Below are 23,061 nucleotides of genomic sequence, written 5' to 3'. Positions count from 1 at the left end.
ATAGCTGCTGGGTATCACCGCATAATTTTAAGAAATGGATTCTTTAAGCCTGGCCCACTGCATCGCATTTCAATGACAGGAAGACATGGATGTATTTGTCAGCACTCAAAATTCAAAATTTTCGGCAGTTTGGCGCAGACCAAGACAGTTTGGTCATCGAATTCAATAAGGGCGTTACTGCGCTCGTTGGCGAGAACGATGCAGGTAAGTCTTCGGTTATCGATGCTCTGCGACTCGTCCTCCAGACCCGAGACGGCGAATATGTTCGCCTGCAGCCGGAGGATTTTTTCATCGCTCGTGACGGGAATCAGGCCCATCAGATCTTCATTGTTGCGAAGTTTTCAGATCTCACTACATCTGATCAGGGGCTTTTTCAGAGTACGTGACATTCAAAGACGGCAAGGCTGTTGTGTACGTCCATTGGGCTGCACGTCGAATCAGTGATGATGCGCTGGCACGACGCTGGGTAGATATTGCAGTACGAAGCGGCCACAACGGTGGTGGGCCGAGTCTCGATAATAATGTACGGCAGTTGTTAGCCGCAGCCTATTTGCGACCACTGCGCGATGCTGCGCGTGAGATGTCCCCTGGACGGAGCTCACGGCTGTCACAAGTATTGAAAAATTTTCCAGATATCAAGAGCGGCAGCGATTTCGATAGTACGCAGCCCATTGCGGATCTGGATCCTGCTTCATTAAGCCTCGCGGGTTTGGCCGAATATCTTCGCCATCTGGTTAACCTTCACCAGGGAATTAAGACAGCTCAGGACTCGGTCAACAACGACTACCTATCGCATTTAGCCCTTGAGGGCGACGAACTGCAAGGCCAAATCAACTTTGTCGAGGGGGGCTCAGAACCGGCGCGCTTGAGGCAGATTCTTGAGCGCTTGGAGTTGAGCTTGCTCGACTAAGAGTCGGGGGATCCCCGGGGCAAGTATGGGCTTGGTTCCAATAATTTGCTGTTCATGGCATGCGAACTGCTACTGCTCGGGCGAGAGCCAGATGGGCTACCTTTGCTTTTGATCGAAGAGCCCGAAGCTCACCTTCACCCTCAGCGACAGTTACGCCTGATGGAGTTTTTGAGCGTTGCTGCAGGGCCTGAGAATTCCTCCCAGAAAAAAGTTGAAATCTCGATAGAGTGCGACAGTCAGGAACATGCTGGTACTCAACACCGATCCTATAGCTGGGCGGATGCTAAGGTCGCTACAGCAGTGCTGCCTCCTGAACCAGCGGAGCAGCCCTCAGATGACTCAGAGAGCAAAAAACAATCTCGACCCGTTCAGATCATCTTAACGACACACAGTCCCAACCTTAGCTCAAAGATTCCGCTGGATAATCTGGTGCTCATGCATCGCCACAAAGCGTACTCGCTCAGCAAGCAGCACACAAAGTTGGATACCAGTGACTACAGATTTCTGGCGCGTTTTCTGGACGTGACTAAGGCCAACCTATTCTTCGCGCGTGGTGTGCTTATCGTGGAAGGTGATGGTGAGACTATCTTGCTGCCGGCGTTGGCGAAACTCTTGGGCAGAGACTTCACGCGATATGGTGTGTCGGTGGTAAACGTAGGAAGCACCGGCTTGGGGCGTTACTCGCGAATCCTTCAAAGAGCGAATCCGGAGAAAGGGATATTGGCTTTACCGGTTGCCTGTCTGGCTGATATGGATGTCATGCCAGATTGTGCACCGGTCATCTTGGGACGAGTGAAGGATGATGATGACGCTGCATGGGCTTCTACGTCGCGTCGCTGGAAGGCTATCAGGGACTTTGGGGATGATGAAAATACTCAGCAGGTCGCGTTGGAAAAGCGGCGGCAACAACTCAAGTCCCACGACGGGCAAAACGTTAAGACTTTCGTTGCTGGTCAATGGACGCTTGAGTATGACCTCGCGTTCGCGGGCCTTGCCCGGGAGGTTCTCATTGCTGCCAGGCTGGCAGAAAACGATGACGCGCTCAACGAAGAGAAGAAAGAACCTGAAGAAATCATCCAGAGTGCTGAGGCGGAGTTTCACACACTGAAAGATTCGGCTGAATCCATGGCACACCTGTGCTCTCACATTTATGCGTTGTTCCACCGCAAGAAAGCGTCCAAGGCGATCACGGCGCAGTATCTGGTGGACTTGCTTGAGGGGCGACTAGGTTTCAAAGCGCCACCCCAAGAGCAACTCGTGCAAGCCTTGCCGACCTACCTTACCGAAGCCATCACCTACGTGACCTCCGGCCTGGAAGCGACCCAGCCGGCGAGACCTGATCAATGATTGGGTTCAAGGATCTGGTGCCCCAGATCACCGACGAAGATATCTCCTGGGTTGTCGATCTGCTGAGCCTCAAGGAGCTTGATGAGCGACGGCTGGCTTTCCTTAGATCAAGAGAGACCTTGGACATCTCGGCCTGTCCTGGAAGCGGCAAAACTACTTTGGTGGTCGCTAAGCTTGCAATCCTTGCGCGCAAATGGACGAGCCGAACCCGGGGCATTTGTGTGCTGTCACACACCAACGTCGCACGCCAAGAAATTGAGCATCGATTAGGCGGTACGGAGGTGGGCAGGCGCCTTCTTAGCTATCCCCATTACATCGATACGATCCATGGTTTCGTGAGCCGTTTTCTAGCTACCCCATGGCTGCTTTCCGCCCAATACAGGTTCACCGCCATTGATGATGAACTGACACACCGGATGAGATTCAACTGCATGAACAGCGCGGATAGACGGGCATTTCGCGATTTTCTTGGCTACCGGAAGTTTGATACCAAGAAGCTTCGCCTTAAAAGCGCAGATTTCCATACCCCCGTAATCGATGGCAAGTTTCCAAGCGGGCCAACGACTCGCATGTACAAAATCATGTCATCTGCCATGGGAGAGGCTGCCAAGCGAGGATACTTCTGCTATGACGAGATCTTCGTATTAGGAAAAGCCCAATTAACAGAAAGACCAAGCGTAGCAGAAGGGCTCCGGCATCGCTTTCCCTGCGTAATCATCGATGAAATGCAGGACACGTCGGCGATGCAAAACGAATACCTGAGCACGATCTTTCCTCGCCACAACCCAGCAATCTGTGTGACTCGTGTGGGTGATCCTAACCAGGCGATCTTCGATTCTGACGTCCATTCCAAAGGCAGTGATTTTCCGGATTCCACACGCTCGATTGATATCGCCAGTAGCTTCCGTTTCGATCCTTCGATCGCATCTCTCGCCGATACGTTTGCCTTCTTTCCAGTTGCTGGCAGCCTTTGCGGGTTGCGAGAGCGAGATCACGATCCGCTCCCGCACACCATATTTGTTTTCCCAGATGGTGACTGCAGTGGTGTGCTTGATGCGTATGCCCAGCTTGTTCTGGATCACCTGCCGGCAACATTGCTTTCAAAGGCTAAGGTCGCCGCGCTGGGATACACGCACAAGGAAATTGATCCCGATGGAGATCCTGAACATTACCCCAAGACAGTAGGGCATTACTGGGAACCCTACGAACGCAACGCTGGCCGCACTGGATACAGGCCGTCGACTCTCGTGGAGCGAGTGCGTCTTGCTAGGCGACACATTTCGAAAGGCGAGACTGCGCATTACGGAGTGGAGGAGATTGCCAGAGCATTACTCCATCTTGTGAACCTTTCAAATCTGTCCACCAAGTTCAAGGTCGGTGCTCGGCAACACGTACAGGTTCAGCAGCTATTCACCGAAGCGAAAGACCTGGAGCGTTACCAGCAGCTTGTTGTTGAGGTTCTATTTAAGGGGGATGTGCTTAGTTGCGAGCGTTGGTTGATTCTTTCTCAACGCTTTTGGGATCTTACGAAAATTCTAGCCTGTACGAATGATAAAACCGAAGCAGCCCAAGACTACCTGGGATGGGTCGTGGAGAACTAGTAAGGACTACAAGAGCGCGTAGTCGGCTTGTCTGTAAACACATATCGAAGTGTTCATGAGAGGGGCGCCGTCGACATCAAGCTTGGCTCCATTCATTCGGTAAAGGGGCAGACTCACACCGCGACGCTTGTGCTTGAAACCTTCAGTCATGAGCCGTTTCTCGACAGCTTAATGCCCTGGGTTTTGAGGAAGCGTGTACATGGCCATAAAAGGCTTGGGGTGCGAGATACGCAGCGGCTCCTTGCGATGTACGTGGCAATGACTCGACCGACACATTTACTTTGCTTGGCAATCAGCAATCGAACGTTGGTAGGGGATGAACAATTTCAGCCTAACTGTCAGGCACTCATTGATCTTGGGTGGAACGTCCAGCATCTCTGACGATCAATGGCGCCATCGCGACGCGTCTGCTGAGCTGTTGATGCGCGCCATACTCCTCGGGATAGACGCGTTGTGGCAGAGCAGTGGTGTGAATCTGGACTCTTGCTACCATCGTGAAAGCCCAAGGGCATTGGGCATTGGGAATTTTCGGCATTATCTGCAGCATCTAAAGTGAGATAGAAAAATGCAGTCCAATGATCACGCACATCCAGACGTCGTCCTCGACCCTGCTCAGTTGAAGCGGATTGAAGCCGTTCATAAAGGATTTCTGTACCAACACTTGTACGCCGTAGGTTGCCTTTTTCTGGCACAGGCTTCCGGGGTGCGTGAGGTGCTGGTCGAATTGGATGAGGACGTCGAGCTCAGCTTAGATTCCGGGCGAGTGTATGTGCAGGTGAAAACGCGCTCGCGCGGGATCATGCCTGGCGACGTCTCAGGCGCTCTGGAGCGATTCGACCTCATCAGGCAGGAACATATCTCGAACCGACGCACCGGGGCGGCTCAATTTGTCATCGTCGCGAATCAGGCGCTTGGGGAGACGCTTCAGTCGGAGGTGGATAAGGGTAGCGTGCCTGCTGATCTGCTGTACGTCTACCCGGAAGCTAAACTCAATCGACCAGAGTGGCTTCCTCCCGCTTGGAAAGACGTTTCGGAGGCTGCGCAGTGGTGTATGGCACAAGCCGAGAAGCTTCACTTTTCCCTGTTATCACCAGCCTCGTTGACGTGGAAAATGGCAGGATTGGTGATGCTTGCCTCGGCTGCCGGGAACGGAAACTCGAGGCATGCGTTCCTCAGCTCGGAGCTGTCTGATCTGTTCGAACAAGTAATTGTTCAACTTCAGGATTTTCCTTCGCCTCCCCAATCTTATAGGCCTCAGCAGGACGAGCCCTCTCTCGATTCTCAGGAGCGGGTTCGGATAATTTGCGGATTGTCTGGTGCGGGTAAAACTACCTGGGCCTCGCATGCGGCCTTGCATAGTGTTGAGCGGTGCGCCTATTACGATGTTGGCGATCTTCCTGGCCCTTCCATCGCAGGCTCTATTGTGCGTGAGCTGGTCTCGAAATACGCGAAGGGTGATCCGGACAAGGTAAGGCAGATACTCATGCCGGGGGCTAGCGGCTACGAAGCAATGCGAGTCTTCGACCGTTTCCTCGAACAGGATGGGATGGGCCTAGTCGTTGTGGTAGACAATGCTCATCGTGTCCCTGTCGCCAACTTGCGTGACCTGTTGAGCGCGACTCGGCACGTTCGTTTTGTTCTCTTGTGTCAGCCTCATGAAAATGTCCGTGAGCTCGAAGCAGTCATGGGGCTGAATAGAGAGAATCTGCTCGGCTGGGATCTCGATACCGTGGCTCGTGCGGTCAGTGATGCGGGGGGCGCCGGTAGTCCACAAGCACTTGATCGGCTGCGGGCTTACTCGGGTGGGCTACCTCTGTATGTAGATAGCGCAGCAAAAATTGCTGTCTCCGAATACGGAGGGAGTATTGATGCGCTGTGTGCTGATCTTGAACAGCAACTCAACGTTGTGGAGACAGCGCAGGAGGTCATCCTCACGCGTGTCTTTGAAGGCTATGACGAGGTTACTAAAAATGCATTGGCTGTCATCAGTCTTGCCGACGTGGGGCTTACGCAGGAAGAGGTTATTCGCCTGCTGACAGCCACCCTTGACCTAACGAAGATTGGTGCAGCTGTTGTGATCAAAAAGATCCAGGCCACGGGTACGGTTGAGGTCTTTGGCGCCAAAAGTCTCAAAGTCCATGATTCTGTCCGGGCGATAGGCCTCCGACACCTAGAGCTCATGGGGGCATCCCTGGTAAATACGGCTCTACTGACCTTGAAAGAGATTTTGGTCGCGGGACTGGAGAAGGATCGGGATACCTCCAGGTTTTCACTTCTGACCCAAGTGTTCATCAAGCTTGATGACGTTATGACCCTCATTGGACTGTCCGGAGAGGAGGTGTTCTATGAGATGGGTATAGCGGTAGATATTCTTTCCAGGCTTGAGCAGGCGGTGGATTCAGGAAGTTTGAACCCTCATCAGGCTTTCTGGGCTCTTGACGGAGTAGTCTTCTCTCACATGCGATCAGGTCGATTTGATGGGGTGCCGAATCGTCTGGCCCAAATGGAGGCGCTTCTTGTCGAGCATGAGTTCGAATACCGCGAGCAGATAGCTTGGGCAATGAAAAAAGTTATTTTTGCCTCGGAGCAGGGGAATGAGGAAGAGGTAAGGCGAGCAATCGAGTATGCCACTCCCAAAATACCTGATGCCAAAAATAGAAGGGTCTTTGAGTACAACCATGCAATTGGGCTCTGGAAGCTGAAGCGTCATAAGCAATCCGAAAATCTATGCCGAAAAGTAATTGATGAATATTACGATTTGCTTGGACTCAGTCCAAAGGACGTAATTGGTAAAAATTCCGATGTACTTTGGACGATCATCAAGCGGCCTCCAGATGTTCATGAGGATCTGAAACATATTGCTGACGCCTTGGAGTTGTACGCTATAACGAGAGAGGCCCAAGGACTCCACACTCCTTTCGCTCGAATTCACTCCATGAAGTTCTATGGAATGATTGGTGCCTATGACTCAATTGTGAGGGTCGGCCAAGACTTAGCCGATGAGTTTGTCGGATTGAAAGACTACGAGGGTGCGCGAGAGGTCATGGAGCAGCATGTTCTGCCTATGGTCTCGAAGGCGAAACTTGTTACGAGAATGGTTCAGTGCAGAAGTCAGTATGCCGTGATCCTCGCGCACGCTGGCGATCATAGAGGTGCCGTTGCTGAGATCCAGCGGTTGAGGCCGTATTTGGATGGGGTTAGCGAAAGTCAAAGAGCGGAGGTCGAGCATCAGACTGCCTTCATAGCCCATATCATCGATGAAGCCGACCGGGCAGCGGTTAGAGCTTCGATAGGGAACGTGGGTCGCAATGAACGTTGCCCCTGCGGTTCTGGACTGAAATATAAAAAGTGCCATGGCACTTGATGTGCTGAGGCGGGCTAAGACTGCGTTAGGCGGGTTTGCAGCCAAAGACCCAATGAATTTTGAGGATGGAAATGGTTGGCAAGAAGTCTGGGGGTACCACCTTAATAGTGGTGAATGGATGGACTTACGACTCTCGAAAGTCCCTTGGCAGCGGAGGAAACGGTGACGTCTTCCGTGCAGAAAAAGATGGAAAGGTTGGCGCGCTTAAACTGCTCAAAATCAACCCGAAAAAACTCAAGTCGCGAGGCACACAGAAACGGGTCGACCGTTTTCATGACGAAGTGGATGCGCTCAAAAGATGTGCCGATATTCCGGGTGTTATACCAGTTTTTGAGGCCGATACCGCCCCTAAGCCCGATCAACAACCTTGGGTGGTGATGGGACTCGCTATCCCACTTGCCAAGCAACTTGGCAAATCACCGTCACTCAGAGACGTCGTTCAAGCATTTCACGAAATCTCAATGGTGCTTGAAACTATGCATGAGCGCGGGTTTTCCCATCGTGATATCAAACCCGAGAATCTCTTCTACTACCAAGGTCAATGGACGGTGGGTGACTTTGGGCTTGTTAGTTTTGAAGGCAAGACAGGCATAACCGAGCCAAATGAGAGAATAGGCCCTCTGTTCTACAGTGCTCCTGAGATGCTCAATACCGCAATAGAAGCCGATGGCAAGCCTGCCGATGTTTTTTCGATCGCGAAAACTATTTGGGTGCTTGCTACCGGACAGCGATTTGCTTTGCCAGGCGCTTACGATTTAAATCATGAGGCTTTTCAAATTGGCACTTATCTACCTGCCGCCGAAAACACAGCCCCATTAGATATGCTGATTGCTAGTGCGACAGCCTTTACGCCAGAGAATCGGCCAACCATGAGCCAAGTGCGCGCCGAGTTGGACGCTTGGTTGAGCCCTAGTAAGGAGCAAGATTTGGCAATCAAATTTGATACCAGCAAGTTCAATGCTCAGATTGACCGAAATCTTAGGTCTATGGACTTAGAGGCGAGCAGAGAGACCCAGAGACACGCGCAGCTAGCGAGTGCCGCACAAAGAGTCAAAGAGTCACTGTCTACCTTCACGGAAGATGTGGTGACTGGGCTGAAGGACGCAAAGCTTCATACCGTTACCCAAGCATGGAACAATAATGATCATTCTCTGACGATTCGAGGCAGCATTCCTGGTATCACTCACTGCGGCCTCGTACTGCGGATTGGTGTTGATGATCTCCAACCTCCGAACCTAAAGGTCACCGGACGTACCCTGCTCGAGTGGAAAGGAGCACCGGCAGCCCAATTGCTGCTGTGGAATGAGGAGGAACAATTTTTGGAGGCCGGGAGTGAGGAGCCACTGGCAATTGAACGGCTTCAATTGAGTGCTATTGCTGCGCTCCAGTCAGGATTGGAGCAGGCATTCACAATGTCATTGGCCCAGCTCACTTCCATTCCCCAAACACAGAGTTACGCTTTCAACATCATTGATAGTGAAGGGTTGCCATTGGCTGGCGCTCATGTTTGCCTAGTCAACAGCGACGGTGCCCCGTTCAGTGACCGTACAGATGAGCAAGGACGCGTCGTGATAGGCCCGTATCCTCTAATTGCCCCTATTGCATTTATTGCTCACCCATTCCATCGAGGTGCTGTGCTTTGGAGTCTCCTAGAAGACAATAAGGTCGAGCTATCCTCTTCATTAGGTAGTGGTTCTTTTATCTCTTTCGGCGCTGGGAATTATTGGCCTGAGCTCAAGACAAGGCTTGAGCTTATTCATCAGGAGCTCAATCGTTCATACATGTACGCGTCAGATGGCGTGATCGATCATGGTGTCCACCAGCCTGGATATATTGCAATAGGTCGCCATACGCACATCAAAGATAAACCCGGTAACGCCGTATCTATATGTCCCCAGGCTGTTCGAGGTAAAGTCTTCCTAGTGAATCTTATGAGGCTATCAGCTTGACCGCAGCTTTAGGCAGGGCACTGTACGTAAATGAGAAGCGCACTTTTTGGTGTATTGTTGAGAGACTTACCACATAGGGATTTAACATGTCCAAACTCGCAGAATTTCGCCAGCTCGAAAAACACCTCGCCGAACAGCTCCAAGCTCTCGAAGCCCTTAAGGGTGATGCTGGCCTCAAGAAAGAAATTGAATTCGAAACGAAGCTGCGCGATTTGCTCGCAAAATATGGCTACAGCCTTAAGGACGTGATCAACCTGCTTGATCCGCAAGCGGGTCGACGCGCTCCTGTCGCCGCGCCGAAAGCGGGCACGCGCAAGGCCCGCCAAGTGAAAGTCTACAAGAACCCGCACACCGGCGAGATTATCGAAACGAAAGGCGGCAATCACAAAGGTTTGAAAGAGTGGAAAGGTGAACACGGCTCAGCGACTGTAGAGTCTTGGCTGACCAAGTGATTTTGGTTTGAGTACAAGAAAAGGCCCATCAGGGCCTTTTTTTGTTATCGATTTACAGTCAGTCTGAGCGTGTTTGGAATTTCCAATTACCACGTTAAATTTGTTAGAGTGCCGCCTCCGGATTCCGCCCAAATACTCGGCTGTATTCGGCCTTCGCAGTCTGTTCGGTAAACTCCCCCGACCACTTCGATACCACCACGGTCGCTACGCTATTGCCGATGGTGTTGCAGGTGGCGATGGCCATGGACATGAAGCGGTATACCCCGAACAGCAGCGCCAAGCCTTCCACAGGCAGCACGCCAATCGCTGTCACGGTGGCGGCGAACACCACGAAGCTGCCACCGGAAACCGCTGCCGCACCTTTGGAGGTCACCAGCATGATGGCGATGGTGCCGAGTTGTTGCTCCCAGCTCATCGGTACGCCGTAGGCATTGGCGATGAACAGCACGCAGAGCGACATGTAGATGGAAGTGCCATCCAGGTTGAAAGCATAACCGGTTGGCAGTACCAGACCTACGCTCTGCTTCGAGCAACCGAATTTCTCCAGTTTCTGCAGCAGGCGTGGCAGGGCGCTTTCCGAGGACGCGGTGCCCAGCACGATGAAGATCTCATCCTTGATGTACTTGAGGAATCGCCAGAGGCTGAAGCCTGAAATACGGCAGACCGCGCCCAGCACCACGAAGATGAAGAACGCGATGCAGACGTAGAACATCAGCACCAGATTTGCCAATGACATCAACACGGCGGTGCCATTGCTACCAACGGCATAGGCTACCGACCCGAAGGCGCCGAGCGGGGCGAACTTCATGATCAGGTTGATGAATTCGAAGAAGCATTCCGAAACTCGGCTCAAGCCATCCTCGATGACACTGCGCCGTTCGGGTTTCAGAGCGAGTAGGGCAAAGCCGAACAGCACCGAGATCACCAGCACTTGCAACAATTGGCCACCGGCGAACGCGCCGACGAAGTTGTCCGGGAAAATCCCGTAGATGAAGTCCATCGTCGAGGCCGGGGCGTGACCCTTCGCGACTGCCGCGCTGGCAGCTGCCGCAGCAGCACTGCTCGGATGAGCATCGTGCATGCCCGAGCCGATATTCAGCAGATTGCCCCACAACAGGCCGATGGCCAGAGCGATGGTGGATACGATTTCGAAGTAGATCAATGCGCGCAAGCCGACCTTGCCAACCCGCTTGATATCGCCTGCCGAGGCGATGCCATGAACAACGGTGAAAAACACCAAGGGGGCAACGGCAGTCTTGATCAGCTTGAGGAAGATATCACCGAGAATCTTGAACTTGGCAGCCAGTTCCGGAGCAAGGAAGCCGAAGGCAATACCCAGCACCATGGCAGCGATGACCTGGAAGGTCAGGTCTTTGTAGAACGGCTTTTTGTTGATAGTGGTCATGTCTGCGATCTCGTTGTTTTTATTGGCGAGCAAAATGCAGAAAGGGGGCCGGCTATGGACGAGCCCCGTGAAATTAGCGCTTAACAGCACCCTCACGAGACAGCGCTATATCCACCATTTGAGGAGCAAGGCCCAAATAGTTAGACGGGTCGGTCAGGCGCTTGAGTTCCTCGATATCCAGTTGCGCGGTGGCTTCGCCCTGAGCGAGTAAGGCGTCGAGCAGACTGGTGCCTTCATCGTTCGCCATACGGCAGGCCGCATAAACCACGTCGTGTGCCACCTGGCGACCGAGCGCTGGGGCCAGGCCCATCATCACTGCCTCAGCCACGATCAGGCCTTGCGTCATGTCGAGGTTTTTGCGCATGCGCTCCTCGCGGACTTCCAATCCGGCGAGCATGAATTTCGCTTGGCCAAGAGAGGCGGCGCTCAAAGCGAAGGCTTCAGGAATGGCGATCCATTCGGCCTGCCAAGGGCCGGTAGAGCGCTCGAAGTCCTGAATCATTGCATCGAGCATCAGACCGGCGTGCTGGCGGACGCCTTTGGCAGCGGCGTACATCAATTCGCAGGAAATCGGGTTGCGCTTCTGCGGCATGGTGCTGCTTGCGCCACGACCTTTGACGAAGGGTTCGTACACTTCGCCCAGCTCGCTGGTCATCATCATCATCACATCCAAGGCGACTTTGCCGAGGGAACCAGTGACCAAGCCGAGGAAATTCAGGGTTTCAGCCAGACCGTCCCGTGCAACGTGCCAAGTCGCTTGTGGCACGCCCAGACCCAATTCAGCCATCAGGGCCTCCTGGACTTTCAGGCCTTTGTCGCCTAATGACGCCAAGGTGCCTGCCGCACCGGCGAACTGACCGATCTCGACCCGAGGGCGCAATTCCACCAGGCGCTCGGCGTGACGGTCGAACATGCTCAGCCACACCGCACATTTGTAGCCGAAGGTGATTGGCAGGGCATGTTGCAGGTGAGTACGACCCGCCATAGGGGTGTCGCGATAGCGCTTGGCCAAATCGGCGAGCAGGCCACGTATCGCCTGGATATCGCGCTCGACCAGAGCCAGCGCAGAACGGACTTGCAGCACAACAGCGGTGTCCATGATGTCCTGGGTAGTAGCCCCCCAGTGAACGTAGCGTCCGGCTTCACCACAAATTTTCGACAGCTGTTCAACCAGCGGCAGGATCGGGTAACCGACGATTTCGGTTTCGTGCTGCATCAGCGCCAGATCGAGAGAGGCATAGGTAGCGAGTTCGGCGATTTCTTCGGCGGCCTCAATCGGGATTACGCCACAGCGGGCTTCGGCGCGGGCCAGCGCCACTTCCACTTCGATATAGCGTTCGATCAGGGCTTTGTCGGAAAACACACCACGCATCTCGGCGGTGCCGAACATGTCGCGAAAGAGGGCGGAGTCGAAGACAGTGCTGGACATGAGGTAATCCTGATATGTTTGTTATTGATCGGACATATTTAATATGTACGTACATAATTCTTGCGTGCTCACTGATACACTGTCAACTCGGGAAACGCTCGGGACTGATGAAAGGTATGAACCAGACGCGCTATGCGGTCGTTGCAAAGGACTTGATGGAGGGGATTTCCAGCGGACGATTCCCGGTCGGGTCGTTGCTGCCAACAGAATTCGAGCTGTGCGAGTTGTATGACGTGAGCCGACATACGGTACGTGCCGCCATCACTCAGTTGCAGAATCAGGGGCTGGTGTCACGGCGCAAACGGGTGGGCACGCGAGTCGAGTCCGCCACACCCAAGGAGGGCTATTCGCAGTCGCTGGCCTCGGTATCCGATCTGGTTCATCTGGCCGAAACTCAAGTGCGCAGCATTCAGAACGTGCAGCACTTCGTTGCTGACATCGCGCTGGCCAAGCGATTGGGGTTGGAGCCCGGCGAGCATTACTTTTGCGTTTCCAGCATCCGTGTTGATCAAGAGAACCTGCGAGCGCCACTCTGCTGGACTGACGTTTACGCCCAGGACATTTATTCAGATGTTATCGAGCTGGCCGAGCAGCATCCTGACGAGCTGATTGCCGCTTTGATTGAGCGACACTTTGGTCGGCATATCGAAGTGGTGGATCAGCAAGTGCGTGCGGTTCTGTTGTCGCCCGAGATTTCCAAGAGCCTTAATGCTGAAGCCGGTTCGCCTGGTTTGAACATTCTTCGCCAGTATCGTGACGAGGAGGGGGCGGTGATGGTGGTGTCGGAAACCACCCATCCTCAGGATAGATTTACCCTGGTTTCGCAGATGAGAAGAGAAAGGAATCTATCCACGTAAAGGGTAGATTTTGACCACAAAATTTGACGCTTCAGTTTTATGAAGGGCGGCATGCCAAGTAGCGGATCTCATGATCAATTTTTGATGCGACTCCGCGACTGTTGAGTCCTGGCTGAACAAGTGATTTTAGTTTGAGTACAAAAGGGCCCTTCGAGGGCCCTTTTTTTGGTCAGTTTTTGTTGCGCCGGCAGCGCTCCGAGCAGTAGCGCACTTCCTCCCAACAGCGTGCCCATTTTTTTCTCCAGATGAAGGGAAGGCCGCAGGTCACGCAGGCTTTTACGGGAAGCTCACTCTTTTTTCACAGATATAACTACCGGCTGGATCTGTCTGTAGATGACTTCGACAAGAAGCGTGCAGTGGCGCGCAGCGGGAGGCTGTAAACCCAAATCTCAGAATCCGAAGCGTACTTCCTGCACCCTTGCTTTCAATTCAGCGACTTTACTGCGAGCTGAGCCGAGCCTGGGCTTTGTGCAGACTGCCGATCTCGACACTGCAATGCTCAGCGTGGATTAACGCCATGATGAGCCTTCAACCGGCCACAGAACAGCCACGGCTATCCTCTACCTATTTACTCTGGTTTGCTCTGCCGTAACCGGCAGAGCAACAGTCACCATTATTAGAGCTTGAACTCGATGAGGTCGCCGAGTTCTTGAACCATCAAGGCCACATGCACGGTCGTTTCTTTGTAAACCCCAAGCGAATCCATCACTCCTTTGATCTGGTTCCAAGCGATGTTCTCGGCTTCATTTCGCTTCTGCGTGATGGTCGTTTCACTCAGATGAACAACGCCTTTAAAAGCCGTTTCGACAGTTTCGAGTTTGACCCAATCCTCGATCTCGACGCGGTTCAATTTCTGACGCAAGCGAGCTGCTTGATTTTGATGCACCCGATCAGTTTCTGTGTACGGGGAGACGCTGTAAGTCAGCAGGAAGGAATAACTAGCCATGAGAGTCCTTTCAATGGAATGTGGAAGTGTACGAGTTGCAGGTTGCCCGCGATCGCCTTGTGGAACAACCGGCTCAAAGTAGGAGTGTGTGCCTACTTTATAGTGTTTTGTTGTGAGGTAGTCACTGTCATGAGGTAGGCATTATATCTGTTCGAAATTTAGGAGTTGGACATGCGTATTTTGTACATGGCGGAGCCCAGCAGTGCATCTGAATGGCGTGAAGAATTTTCAAAGCAGGCCCCCGACATTGAGTTTCGTGAGTGGCCGGATATTGGCGATCCATCTGAGGTTCGCTACATAATCGCCTGGGAACCGATTCCGGATCTCATGCAGCGATTCCCAAACCTCAAAGCGTTGTATTCAGCTGGAGCCGGCGTCGATCAGTTCGATTTGTCCCAGCTACCTAGTCACGTTTCGATGGTACGGCTCATTGAAACTTCAATGGCCGATATCATGGCCGAGTACGTTGTGTTTGGTGTTCTCACCCTACACCGCGATATTTTCGACTACCAGATCAGGCAGCGGGAACGATGCTGGATGCCATTTCCCGTCATTCCCGCTTGCGAACGTCGAGTTGGGGTTATGGGAGCAGGCAGGCTAGGGCTGGCCGCTCTAGAGCGATTGCGACCCTTCGGGTTCCAGTTAAGCGCGTGGAATCGCTCGCCCAAGGATGTGCCGGGAGGACGTTGTTACGTGGGGGGGCAACAACTGCATGAGTTTTTGGGACAATGCGACGTTCTAGTTAACCTTCTCCCCCTTACTCCTGAAACTCAAGGGATTCTGAACGCGGCCAATCTAAGCCTTTTGCCGCATGGGGCTGGGCTCGTCAATGTTGCTCGCGGTGCGCACGTTGTCGAAGAAGATCTCTTGCGGTCACTGAACAGCGGAAGAATCGGAGGAGCGGTTCTAGATGTGTTCAACCAAGAGCCGCCTTCGCCCGATCATCCGTTCTGGAGTCATCCCAGAGTGTTGATCACTCCACATATTGCCAGCAACGTACAAGTGAAAGGAGCCGTAGACCTAATAATGAGAAATCTATATCGAGAGCGGAGGGGGTTGCCGCTGCTTAACGTGGTTGATCGTTCGAAGGGCTATTGAGCCGAAGAAAATTTTGGGTGTGGGGGGCTCTTGAAGAGCCACCCAGAATGGATTTAGTGGCCGCCCAGATAGGCCTCTCGTACCTCTTGATTTCCTAGTAGCTCCTCACCTGTTCCTGTCATCCTGATTTCGCCGGTAACCATCACATAAGCCCTGTCGCTGAGGCGCAGCGCGTGGTTGGCATTTTGTTCGACCAGGAAGATGGTCATCCCTGTTTGAGCGAGTTCTCGCAGCGTGGCAAAGATTTGCTTCACGACGATTGGAGCTAGGCCGAGAGAGGGTTCGTCGAGGAGCAGGAGCTTGGGCCGGCTCATCAGTGCCCTAGCGATGGCAAGCATTTGCTGCTCGCCACCAGACATTGTCATTGCCCGCTGGTTTCGCCGCTCTCTGAGGCGCGGAAACAGATTGAACATTTGTTCTCGATCTTCCTCCGCGTGATTCATTCCTACGGGGATGGTACCCATCAGAAGGTTCTCTTCGACCGTCATGTCCGGAAAAACGCGGCGTCCTTCAGGCGACTGAGCGATGCCGTTGGATGCCACGAAATGGGTGCTCTTCCGGGTGATGTCCTGCCCTTGGTAAATGATCTGCCCGTTAGTAGCTCGTGGCTGTCCAAAAATCGACATCAACAGTGTCGATTTGCCTGCCCCATTTGCCCCGATCAGGCTCACGGTTTCTCCAGAGTTGATATGGAGATTTACTTTCCTTAGGGCCTGAATGGGGCCGTAGTGAACATCTACGTCTTTGAACGCGAGAATCTGAGTGCTCATGCTACTTCCTCCTCTTCAGCGCCGAGGTAAGCAGCGATTACCTTCTGGTCGCATTTGATCGAATTTGGTGTGCCCTGAGCGATTACAAGCCCATGATCCAGAACGATGATGTGATCAGAAATGCTCATGACCATCCCCATATCATGCTCAATCAACAATACGGTAAGTTGATGGTCATCTCGGAGTTTGCGGATGATGCCGCTGAGAGTAATTGTCTCTGCTGGATTTAGGCCTGCTGCGGGCTCGTCAAGGCAGATCAACTCCGGGCCGGTACACATCGCCCTAGCGATCTCTAAACGCCTTTGCTGACCGTATGAGAGTTCTCCCGCGAGCCTGTTGCAGTGCTCCACCAGGTACGACTACTTCAAGCCAGTAGAAAGCGGTATTGAGCAATTTGTTTTCCGTGCTCCGGTACCCTGGTGTATTGAGAATCCCGGCCACCAGGTTGCGCTGTGCGAGCATGTGCTGAGCAACCAGCAGATTCTCAAGCACCGTCATTTCTTTGAACAGGCGGATATTCTGGAAGGTGCGAGCCAGTCCAGACCTGTTCACCAGGTGAGTACCGCCAAACATCTTGTACCAAAGTCGAGAAGCGAATTGCTTCGGGCTAACGAAGTCATGAGCCTTGAAGGGCTCCCCCAGAACCTGAATGACGTCTGTTTGCTTGCCCTGTGCGTTCAACAAAATCTTCCCGCCCGTGGCGGAGTAGAAGCCTGTTAGGCAGTTAAATACGGTGGTCTTGCCGGCGCCGTTGGGGCCGATCAAAGCTGAAATTGAATGCCGTTTGATGGCGAAATTGACATCATTGAGGGCCTTGATGCCACCGAAGTGCATCATGAGACTGTCCACCGTGAGGATGTTGTCTTTCATGGGGCTACTCCCTTGCGTGGTGCGATGCCGATACGGTTGATCCTAATCAGGCCGCGTGGCCGCCAGATCATCATGAGCACCATCAGCATGCCGAACATGAGAACCCGGTAGTCGGCAAAGCTGCGCAGCAGCTCAGGAGCAATGGTCAGGACGAATGCTGCAATAACGACTCCTACGGTAGAGCCCATGCCACCGAGTACAACAATCGCGAGAATCAGGGCCGACTCGAAGAAGGTGAATGAAGTCGGGTTCACGAAGCCTTGGTAGGTGGCGAAGAAAACTCCCGCGATGCCGGCAGTTGATGCACCAATCATGAAAGCCGAGAGCTTGACCAGAACATGGTTGAGCCCCATGGAGCGGCAGGCAATCTCGTCTTCACGGAGCGCCTCCCAAGCTCTTCCGACGGGCATACGTGTGAGTCGATGTTTGATGTAGAGCACTGACATCACGACCAGCAGAAGCACCGTGTAGATGAAGATGAACTTCATGTTGGAGTTGTAGGTGAGCCCCAGAAACTCGTGATAGGGAACTCCGCCATCTTTGGCGCGGCGAGCGAACTCGAGTCCAAAGAAAGTCGGAGAGGGAGCGGTCATACCGTTGGGCCCGTTGGTGAATGAAACCCAGTTGGTTAACACTAAGCGGATGATTTCCCCGAAGCCCAGCGTGACGATAGCCAGGTAGTCGCCGTGCATTCGTAGCACCGGGAACCCGAGCAGCATGCCCGCGAATGCGGCCATTACTGCGGCGAGTGGCAGCATGCTCCAAAACCCAAGGCCCAGATACTCGTAGCCCAGAGTCAGTCCGTAAGCACCAATTGCGTAGAAACCGACAAACCCGAGATCGAGCAGCCCGGCCAAGCCCACCACGATGTTGAGACCCAAGCCGAGCAGCACGTAGATCAATCCGAGGATAACCACGGTCAGTACATACTTGTTTGCACAGAATGGCAGGATGAACGCTAATACGAGCAGCACCGGAATGACCCAGCGCATCTGGGATTTGTTGCCCGGTAGCTGAACGCCAACACCACCGCCTGTACGATCAAAGCGCTCCAAAAGCGAATGGCCCCGGGCTGTCTGGAGAAACAGGCTGAGGGCGAGGCGACCTGCCATTACCGTCCCGACGAGCCAGGCGACTCGGTCGAATCGAGGTGTGAAGTCATAGCCCTGCAAGACGACGCCAACAATAGGGCCGAAGACGATCAATGCGATCAGGCCGGCCATGACAGTGTCGATCAAGCTTTTCTTGATGTCGGTTTTATAGATTTTATCGCTCACGGCTTCATACCTTGGTTACTTGAGGTCGGCCAAGGAGTCCTTGGGGGCGGAAAATGAGGATCAGCACGAGTAGGGAGAAGCTAAAGACATCTTTGTAGTCTGAGTTAACGACACCTGAGAACTGAGCTTCAGCAACACCCAAAATCAACCCACCAAGCATGGCGCCGGGCAACGAACCGATGCCGCCGAGGACTGCTGCAGTGAAGGCCTTGATACCGATGATGAAGCCTGCGTAGAAGTCGAAGGTTCCGTAGTTGAGGGTGATGAGCACCCCTGCTAGGGCGCCCATAGACGCGCCGATCACGAAGACATAAGAGATGATGCGATCAGTGTTGATGCCCAAGATTTGCGCCATTTTTCGATCTTGTTGTGTGGCGCGGCACATTCTGCCGAGACGGGTATTTTTGATCACGAAGGTCAAGGCAAGCATACCTATCACTGCTGCTGCCAAAATGAACAGCTTTGTATGGGTGATCATTACGAAGCCTTCTCCAACCGAGAAACGTAGCGTTCCTTCGAGCATGGTTGGAATACCTTGCTGCCTCGCACCCTGACTGATTTGTACATAGTTCTGAAGTATGAGTGAAATGCCAATAGCCGAGATTAGAGGAGCAAGACGGGTTGAGTTTCGGAGAGGTTTGTACGCAATTCGCTCAATTGCGAAACCATAAACTCCGGTTACTACGATCGTGAATATTAAAGTGCCCAAAATTATCAGAGGGAAGGAGTCAATGCCGAAGAACGTGAGCACTGCAATCGAAATCGCGGCCAGGTAAGCAGAGACCATATAAACTTCGCCATGAGCGAAGTTGATCATGCCGATGATGCCGTAAACCATTGTGTAGCCAATGGCGATCAGTCCATAGACCGAGCCCAGCGTTAGTCCATTGACTAGCTGTTGAATAAATGTGTCCACAAGGAAATCCCCCAAACGGGCGGTAGAAGTGCAGACTGGAATCAGCCTGCACGGTACTCAGGAAAAGTTATAGTTGGCTGAACTTTCCGTCTGCATCCCATTTGTACATCACATAGGGAGACTCTTTTAGATCACCTTTGTCGTTCCAGCTTTTGTTGCCAAGGACAGTGTCGACCGTATGTGACTTGAGCCACTCGCTGGCTTTTTTGCCATCTGTGCCACCTGTTGCGCTGAAGGCTGCGGCCAATGCTTGCAGAGATGCGTAGGAGAAGAGGGTGTAGCTTTCGGGCTCATACCCAACATCCCGGAACTCCTTGACCACCGCCTTGCCGGTATCCAGATTCCTTGGGTCTGGATAGAAGGTCATCAGCACGCCGTCAGTGTATTTTTTGCCACCTGCGGTAGTAACCAATTGATCGGTCACGGTGCAGTCGGTGGTTACGAAGGGAATAGTGAGACCCTGCTCACGCATTTGACGAACCAGAGGGCCGGCTTCAGGGTGACACCCCCGAAGTAAACGACTTCAGCTTTAGAAGATCGAATCTTGGTCACGACGGCGTTGAAGTCCTTTTCGCCTCGGGTCAGTCCCTCGTAAAGCACCGTCTCGACCCCTTCCGCCTTGAGGGAAGTCTTCGTTGTGTCCGCAACACCCTGGCCGAAGGTGTCCTTGTCGTGTATGACCGCAACAGTTTTGGCTTTGAGGTTCTTCGCGATGTAATCAGCTGCTACCTGACCTTGCTGATCGTCGCGCCCGGCCATGCGGAACATACCTACCAAGCCACGTTCAGTGATAATCGGCGCGGAGGAGGCTGGAGTAATAGTGACGATCTCCGCTTCATCGTAGATTTCGGAGGCGGGAATGGTCGAGGAGGAGCAGTAGTGGCCGATGACTGCTACAACCTTCTCTGCGTCGACCATCTGGTTCGCAGCGGATACTGCTTGCTTGGGTTCACATGCGTCATCGCCTTTGACCAAGACGATCTTCTGACCGTTAATTCCGCCCTTGGCATTGATATCTTTTGCGGCTTGCTCGGCACCACGCCATATTTGTTCACCGAAAGCAGCGTTAGGGCCAGTCAGCGGTGCGCCGACACCGATCTTAATGTCGGCCATCGCTGTCATCGAAAGCGCCATGGAAATAGCGGCGGAAAGGGGGATTGATGCCTTAAAGATCATTTTCATGCTCGTGCCTCTTTATTATTTGCTTTTTAAGCTTATCCAGGCAGCAGGAATAAATTAAACTTTTTGAGTGTTTAAGTGTGTAGCTGCTCTGGTTCGTGTTGGCAGTTTTTGAGTTATGAGAGCTTTGGTTTTTTGGCTGTTTTTATTGTTTTTGAGTTTTCGAACAAGGTGTCCTTAGATTAGGTGGGGATGGGCGTTTTTTTAGTTGAAAGTTTGCGTAAATGATCACGCTGCTCGCATTTAGCGCGGGCAGAACCCTCAGCATTCATATGTATTGAAGATTCATGTCATAACCGAGGTTGATCAATTAGCGCTCACTTTGGTCAAATCCTATCTGCGAACAGCGCAGCATTCCATCTACCTGGGATAGGTTTTTGTCGAGAGCAATTCCAGCTTCTCATAGGAATTTTTCCAATTCAGGATTCGCTGAATGGATACTTAGTTTTGTGCTGAGCGCATGAGGCAATGAGTGAGAAGGCGACTTGGGAGATAAGGGGGAGGATCTACGGCTTCGAGATCTCCGCCAACGCTCCTTCATTGTTCAGCTGGCTTCTTGCTCCCACTTTATAGAAAGGCTGGACGGAATCCTTGTCAGCTCATGCAATTCGCAGTCTTGGGTGATGAAGATAGCCACGGATCGACCTCCAGACTTTTTGCGAAGTAGCCGTGGAGCGGAAAAAGCTGTGCCGACTGTCTGCATCAGCAAATCCCTCTCTGGTGTACAGATTAGCGCTTTGCTTCTCAGCAGTTTCTCCCCGAGACAGCCCGTGACATTTTCAAGCCAGTCGATGGCATCGCCCAGGTCTGGCTCATTTAGCTGAGCTTGATATACGTGTATGCGAGGGTGAGCGATGGCTTGAACAAGCTTACGGTGGGGGAGGGTGTGATCAAGTGGGCGAAGGGCCGCGTTTAGAAAGGCTTGATGGCTCCTTTTGGCCTGCGATGTTTCTTCGACAATTGTTGCGAACGGGTTGATTCGCTCCGCTGTTGCCATTGCAGCGCACAGTTCCGACTGTGACGCTGAATCGATCTTGGTGAGCACTACGGTTTGAGCTGCACTAAGTTGAGCTGCCGCCGCATCAAATTGGGAGCTTAGTAGGGAGGGCCTGGTGCAGTCGTAGGTGCAGATGATCGAAACGGCCATCTGCAGGTGGGCTAAGCCAGCCAGAGAACGCACTACTTCACCTGGCATGGACAGCCCGCTGCATTCCAGGATGATTCGTTCAAATGGAGGTAAATCCATCCGCGCCCTAGATTCGATTAGATGTTGCACTGTTCTGACCAAATCATTGCTAAGGCTGCAGCAGACGCATCCATTGCTGAGTGTTTCGATAACCAGCCCATCGGTCGAATCGAAGAGTACCGCGCCGTCGATGTTGACGGCGCCGGCCTCATTAACAATTACTGCTGTGCCGGTGCTGTCTTCTACTGAGTAAAGGAGCTGTTCCAGCAGGGTTGTTTTGCCGCTGCCCAGCGGGCCAGTCAAGATGAAGAAGTCGATACCCTTTGAGGGAGAAATCATATCTGTCTCCTACATCGATGGCTTTTGTTCGCCGTTCCAAGTTTCGTCAACCATCTCGCGGACATCGGCGAGCAGTTCCTCAGTATCAAAAATGACGCCGCCCTTGATGGTGTAATCAAGGCAGCGCTTACGTTCGGCTACGTTGGTGTCATCGTTGAGTCGCACTGCACCAGTCCCGTAAAGCAGCTTAAAGTCCGACAGGGGGTTCTGGTTGTGAATAAGAATGTCGGCCTCTTTTCCGACCTCCAGGGTGCCAGTCTTGTGCTCAATACCAAGCAGTTCGGCCCCTTGCAGGGTGGCAGCACGCAGCACCTCCTGTGGTGTGAACCCTGCCTCCTGAAGAAGCTCAAGCTCACGTACGTAGCCGAAGCCATAGACTTGGAACATGAATCCGGAATCGCTACCAGGGCATACCCGGCCCCCTCGATTTTTGTACTCATTCAAAAACTGCATCCAGATCCTGAAACTTTCCTTCCACTCCACTTCATTCTTGGTTGACCAGCGAAAGAAGTAGGCGCCGTGACCACCTCGTTGAGGCTGGAAGTAGTTCCAGGAGGTGCTGTCGGTGTACTCCTGATGCCAGTCAGCACGACGAGCTCGCATTACGTCACGGTTACTGTCGTAGACATTCATCGTCGGAACAAAGGTGTGGCCTACCTCAAGGAATGCTTCGAGTACCTCATTCCACTTCTGGCTACCTGGTTTTGTCGCCTGCAGGAATGTTCTGCCGGCAGTGGCGAAGCGGATGTACTCGTCGTTGTAGTTGTAGTCGTCATCAATGAACTGGAGGGTACTGCCTTCCATTAGTGCTTCTGGGAGGCCGTAGGAGTGCTCTGTACTGGTCAGCCCCCACTTGGCTGTTTTGAGCGCGTTCATGCGTCCGACTGAAAGCTGGGCATGGTGGCAACAGGTTTTGAGACCGAGGTTTCGGCACTCGTCCAAAGCGGCTTCCATAATGGCCGGTGGAGAGCCAAAAAATTTCACACCACAGGCGCCTTTCTCGCGCACCTGACGCAACCATTCACGTCCTTGCTCTGGGCTGTAGATCACCTTTAGGTAATCATTCACAGCAGGGAAGTAGACGTACGGGTAGAGATTAGGCGCTCCTATGGCGTGATCGGCTGACGCACGTTGCTGCTCGCATGTCCAGGCGAGCCCGTTCATGC

Annotated in this window: 17 protein-coding genes and 3 pseudogenes; 9 read left to right on the top strand and 11 right to left on the bottom strand. The window is 53.0% G+C overall.

Translation table 11 applies throughout. The annotated features are described in order from the left end of the window. Positions 1–89: 89 nt before the first annotated feature. From LRS56_18145 to LRS56_18115, 7 genes are all read left to right on the top strand, one after another. Positions 90–386, top strand: coding sequence for an AAA family ATPase (locus LRS56_18145; protein WDU60781.1), 297 nt, complete (start codon positions 90–92; stop codon positions 384–386). Then, on the top strand, positions 383–910 hold the full coding sequence (locus tag LRS56_18140) for a hypothetical protein (protein WDU60780.1): 528 nt from the start codon (positions 383–385) through the stop codon (positions 908–910). The genes LRS56_18145 and LRS56_18140 overlap by 4 nt, the downstream gene beginning before the upstream one ends. Before the next feature lie 102 nt (positions 911–1,012). Next, the gene (locus LRS56_18135) at positions 1,013–2,257 is read left to right on the top strand and encodes an AAA family ATPase (protein ID WDU60779.1); all 1,245 of its coding nucleotides are present in this window, start codon (positions 1,013–1,015) and stop codon (positions 2,255–2,257) included. Continuing rightward, positions 2,254–3,858 (top strand): UvrD-helicase domain-containing protein, encoded by a 1,605-nt coding sequence (locus LRS56_18130; GenBank protein WDU60778.1) that lies wholly within the window; start codon positions 2,254–2,256, stop codon positions 3,856–3,858. Before LRS56_18135 ends, LRS56_18130 begins: the two co-directional genes overlap by 4 nt. 565 nt (positions 3,859–4,423) lie before the next feature. Further along, entirely contained in the window at positions 4,424–7,222 is a 2,799-nt protein-coding gene (locus LRS56_18125) for an SEC-C metal-binding domain-containing protein (GenBank protein WDU60777.1), read from the top strand. 65 nt (positions 7,223–7,287) lie between these two features. After that, the gene (locus tag LRS56_18120) at positions 7,288–9,171 is read left to right on the top strand and encodes a protein kinase (GenBank protein WDU60776.1); all 1,884 of its coding nucleotides are present in this window, start codon (positions 7,288–7,290) and stop codon (positions 9,169–9,171) included. 86 nt (positions 9,172–9,257) lie between these two features. Then, a complete protein-coding gene (locus tag LRS56_18115) occupies positions 9,258–9,623 on the top strand; it encodes a DNA binding protein (GenBank protein ID WDU60775.1) in 366 nt (121 codons plus the stop codon). A gap of 103 nt (positions 9,624–9,726) precedes the next feature. Here LRS56_18115 and dctA read toward each other — a convergent pair whose 3' ends face one another. Further along, on the bottom strand, positions 9,727–11,028 hold the full coding sequence (gene dctA / locus LRS56_18110) for a C4-dicarboxylate transporter DctA (GenBank protein WDU60774.1): 1,302 nt from the start codon (positions 11,026–11,028) through the stop codon (positions 9,727–9,729). A 73-nt stretch (positions 11,029–11,101) separates the two neighbouring features. Next, a complete protein-coding gene (locus LRS56_18105; protein WDU60773.1) occupies positions 11,102–12,457 on the bottom strand; it encodes an adenylosuccinate lyase family protein in 1,356 nt (451 codons plus the stop codon). 116 nt (positions 12,458–12,573) lie between these two features. Here LRS56_18105 and LRS56_18100 point away from each other — a divergent pair, with 116 nt between their 5' ends. Then, positions 12,574–13,314 carry a GntR family transcriptional regulator gene (locus tag LRS56_18100; GenBank protein ID WDU60772.1) on the top strand — a complete coding sequence of 247 codons (741 nt, stop codon included), beginning with the start codon at positions 12,574–12,576 and terminating at the stop codon, positions 13,312–13,314. Between the two features lie 169 nt (positions 13,315–13,483). Here LRS56_18100 and LRS56_18095 read toward each other — a convergent pair. Together LRS56_18095 and LRS56_18090 are read right to left on the bottom strand one after the other, a co-directional pair. After that, positions 13,484–13,612: pseudogene (locus LRS56_18095) on the bottom strand (DUF2256 domain-containing protein). A 318-nt stretch (positions 13,613–13,930) separates the two neighbouring features. After that, positions 13,931–14,260: a hypothetical protein gene (locus LRS56_18090; protein WDU60771.1), complete on the bottom strand. Its 330-nt coding sequence runs from the start codon at positions 14,258–14,260 to the stop codon at positions 13,931–13,933. Between the two features lie 171 nt (positions 14,261–14,431). Here LRS56_18090 and LRS56_18085 point away from each other — a divergent pair, with 171 nt between their 5' ends. Beyond that, positions 14,432–15,358 (top strand): glyoxylate/hydroxypyruvate reductase A, encoded by a 927-nt coding sequence (locus tag LRS56_18085; GenBank protein WDU60770.1) that lies wholly within the window; start codon positions 14,432–14,434, stop codon positions 15,356–15,358. Between the two features lie 53 nt (positions 15,359–15,411). Here the strand turns inward: LRS56_18085 and LRS56_18080 are convergent, their stop codons facing one another. From LRS56_18080 to LRS56_18050, 7 genes and pseudogenes are all read right to left on the bottom strand, one after another. After that, positions 15,412–16,128 carry an ABC transporter ATP-binding protein gene (locus LRS56_18080; protein WDU60769.1) on the bottom strand — a complete coding sequence of 239 codons (717 nt, stop codon included), beginning with the start codon at positions 16,126–16,128 and terminating at the stop codon, positions 15,412–15,414. Continuing rightward, positions 16,125–16,998 (bottom strand): annotated as a pseudogene (locus LRS56_18075) (ATP-binding cassette domain-containing protein). Before LRS56_18075 ends, LRS56_18080 begins: the two are co-directional and overlap by 4 nt. Continuing rightward, entirely contained in the window at positions 16,995–18,275 is a 1,281-nt protein-coding gene (livM, locus tag LRS56_18070) for a high-affinity branched-chain amino acid ABC transporter permease LivM (GenBank protein ID WDU60768.1), read from the bottom strand. The pseudogene LRS56_18075 and the gene livM overlap by 4 nt, the downstream one beginning before the upstream one ends. A gap of 4 nt (positions 18,276–18,279) precedes the next feature. Continuing rightward, the gene (locus LRS56_18065; GenBank protein WDU60767.1) at positions 18,280–19,206 is read right to left on the bottom strand and encodes a branched-chain amino acid ABC transporter permease LivH; all 927 of its coding nucleotides are present in this window, start codon (positions 19,204–19,206) and stop codon (positions 18,280–18,282) included. Positions 19,207–19,258: 52 nt separating this feature from the next. Beyond that, positions 19,259–20,373, bottom strand: a pseudogene (locus LRS56_18060) (branched-chain amino acid ABC transporter substrate-binding protein). A gap of 541 nt (positions 20,374–20,914) precedes the next feature. After that, positions 20,915–21,895 (bottom strand): hypothetical protein, encoded by a 981-nt coding sequence (locus LRS56_18055; protein ID WDU60766.1) that lies wholly within the window; start codon positions 21,893–21,895, stop codon positions 20,915–20,917. Positions 21,896–21,904: 9 nt separating this feature from the next. After that, entirely contained in the window at positions 21,905–23,059 is a 1,155-nt protein-coding gene (locus LRS56_18050) for an amidohydrolase family protein (GenBank protein ID WDU60765.1), read from the bottom strand. Positions 23,060–23,061 lie beyond the last annotated feature (2 nt).

The sequence above is a fragment of the Pseudomonas poae genome (assembly GCA_028869255.1).
GTDB classification, from domain to species: domain Bacteria; phylum Pseudomonadota; class Gammaproteobacteria; order Pseudomonadales; family Pseudomonadaceae; genus Aquipseudomonas; species Aquipseudomonas poae_C.
This window is presented reverse-complemented; position numbering and strand designations above follow the sequence as displayed.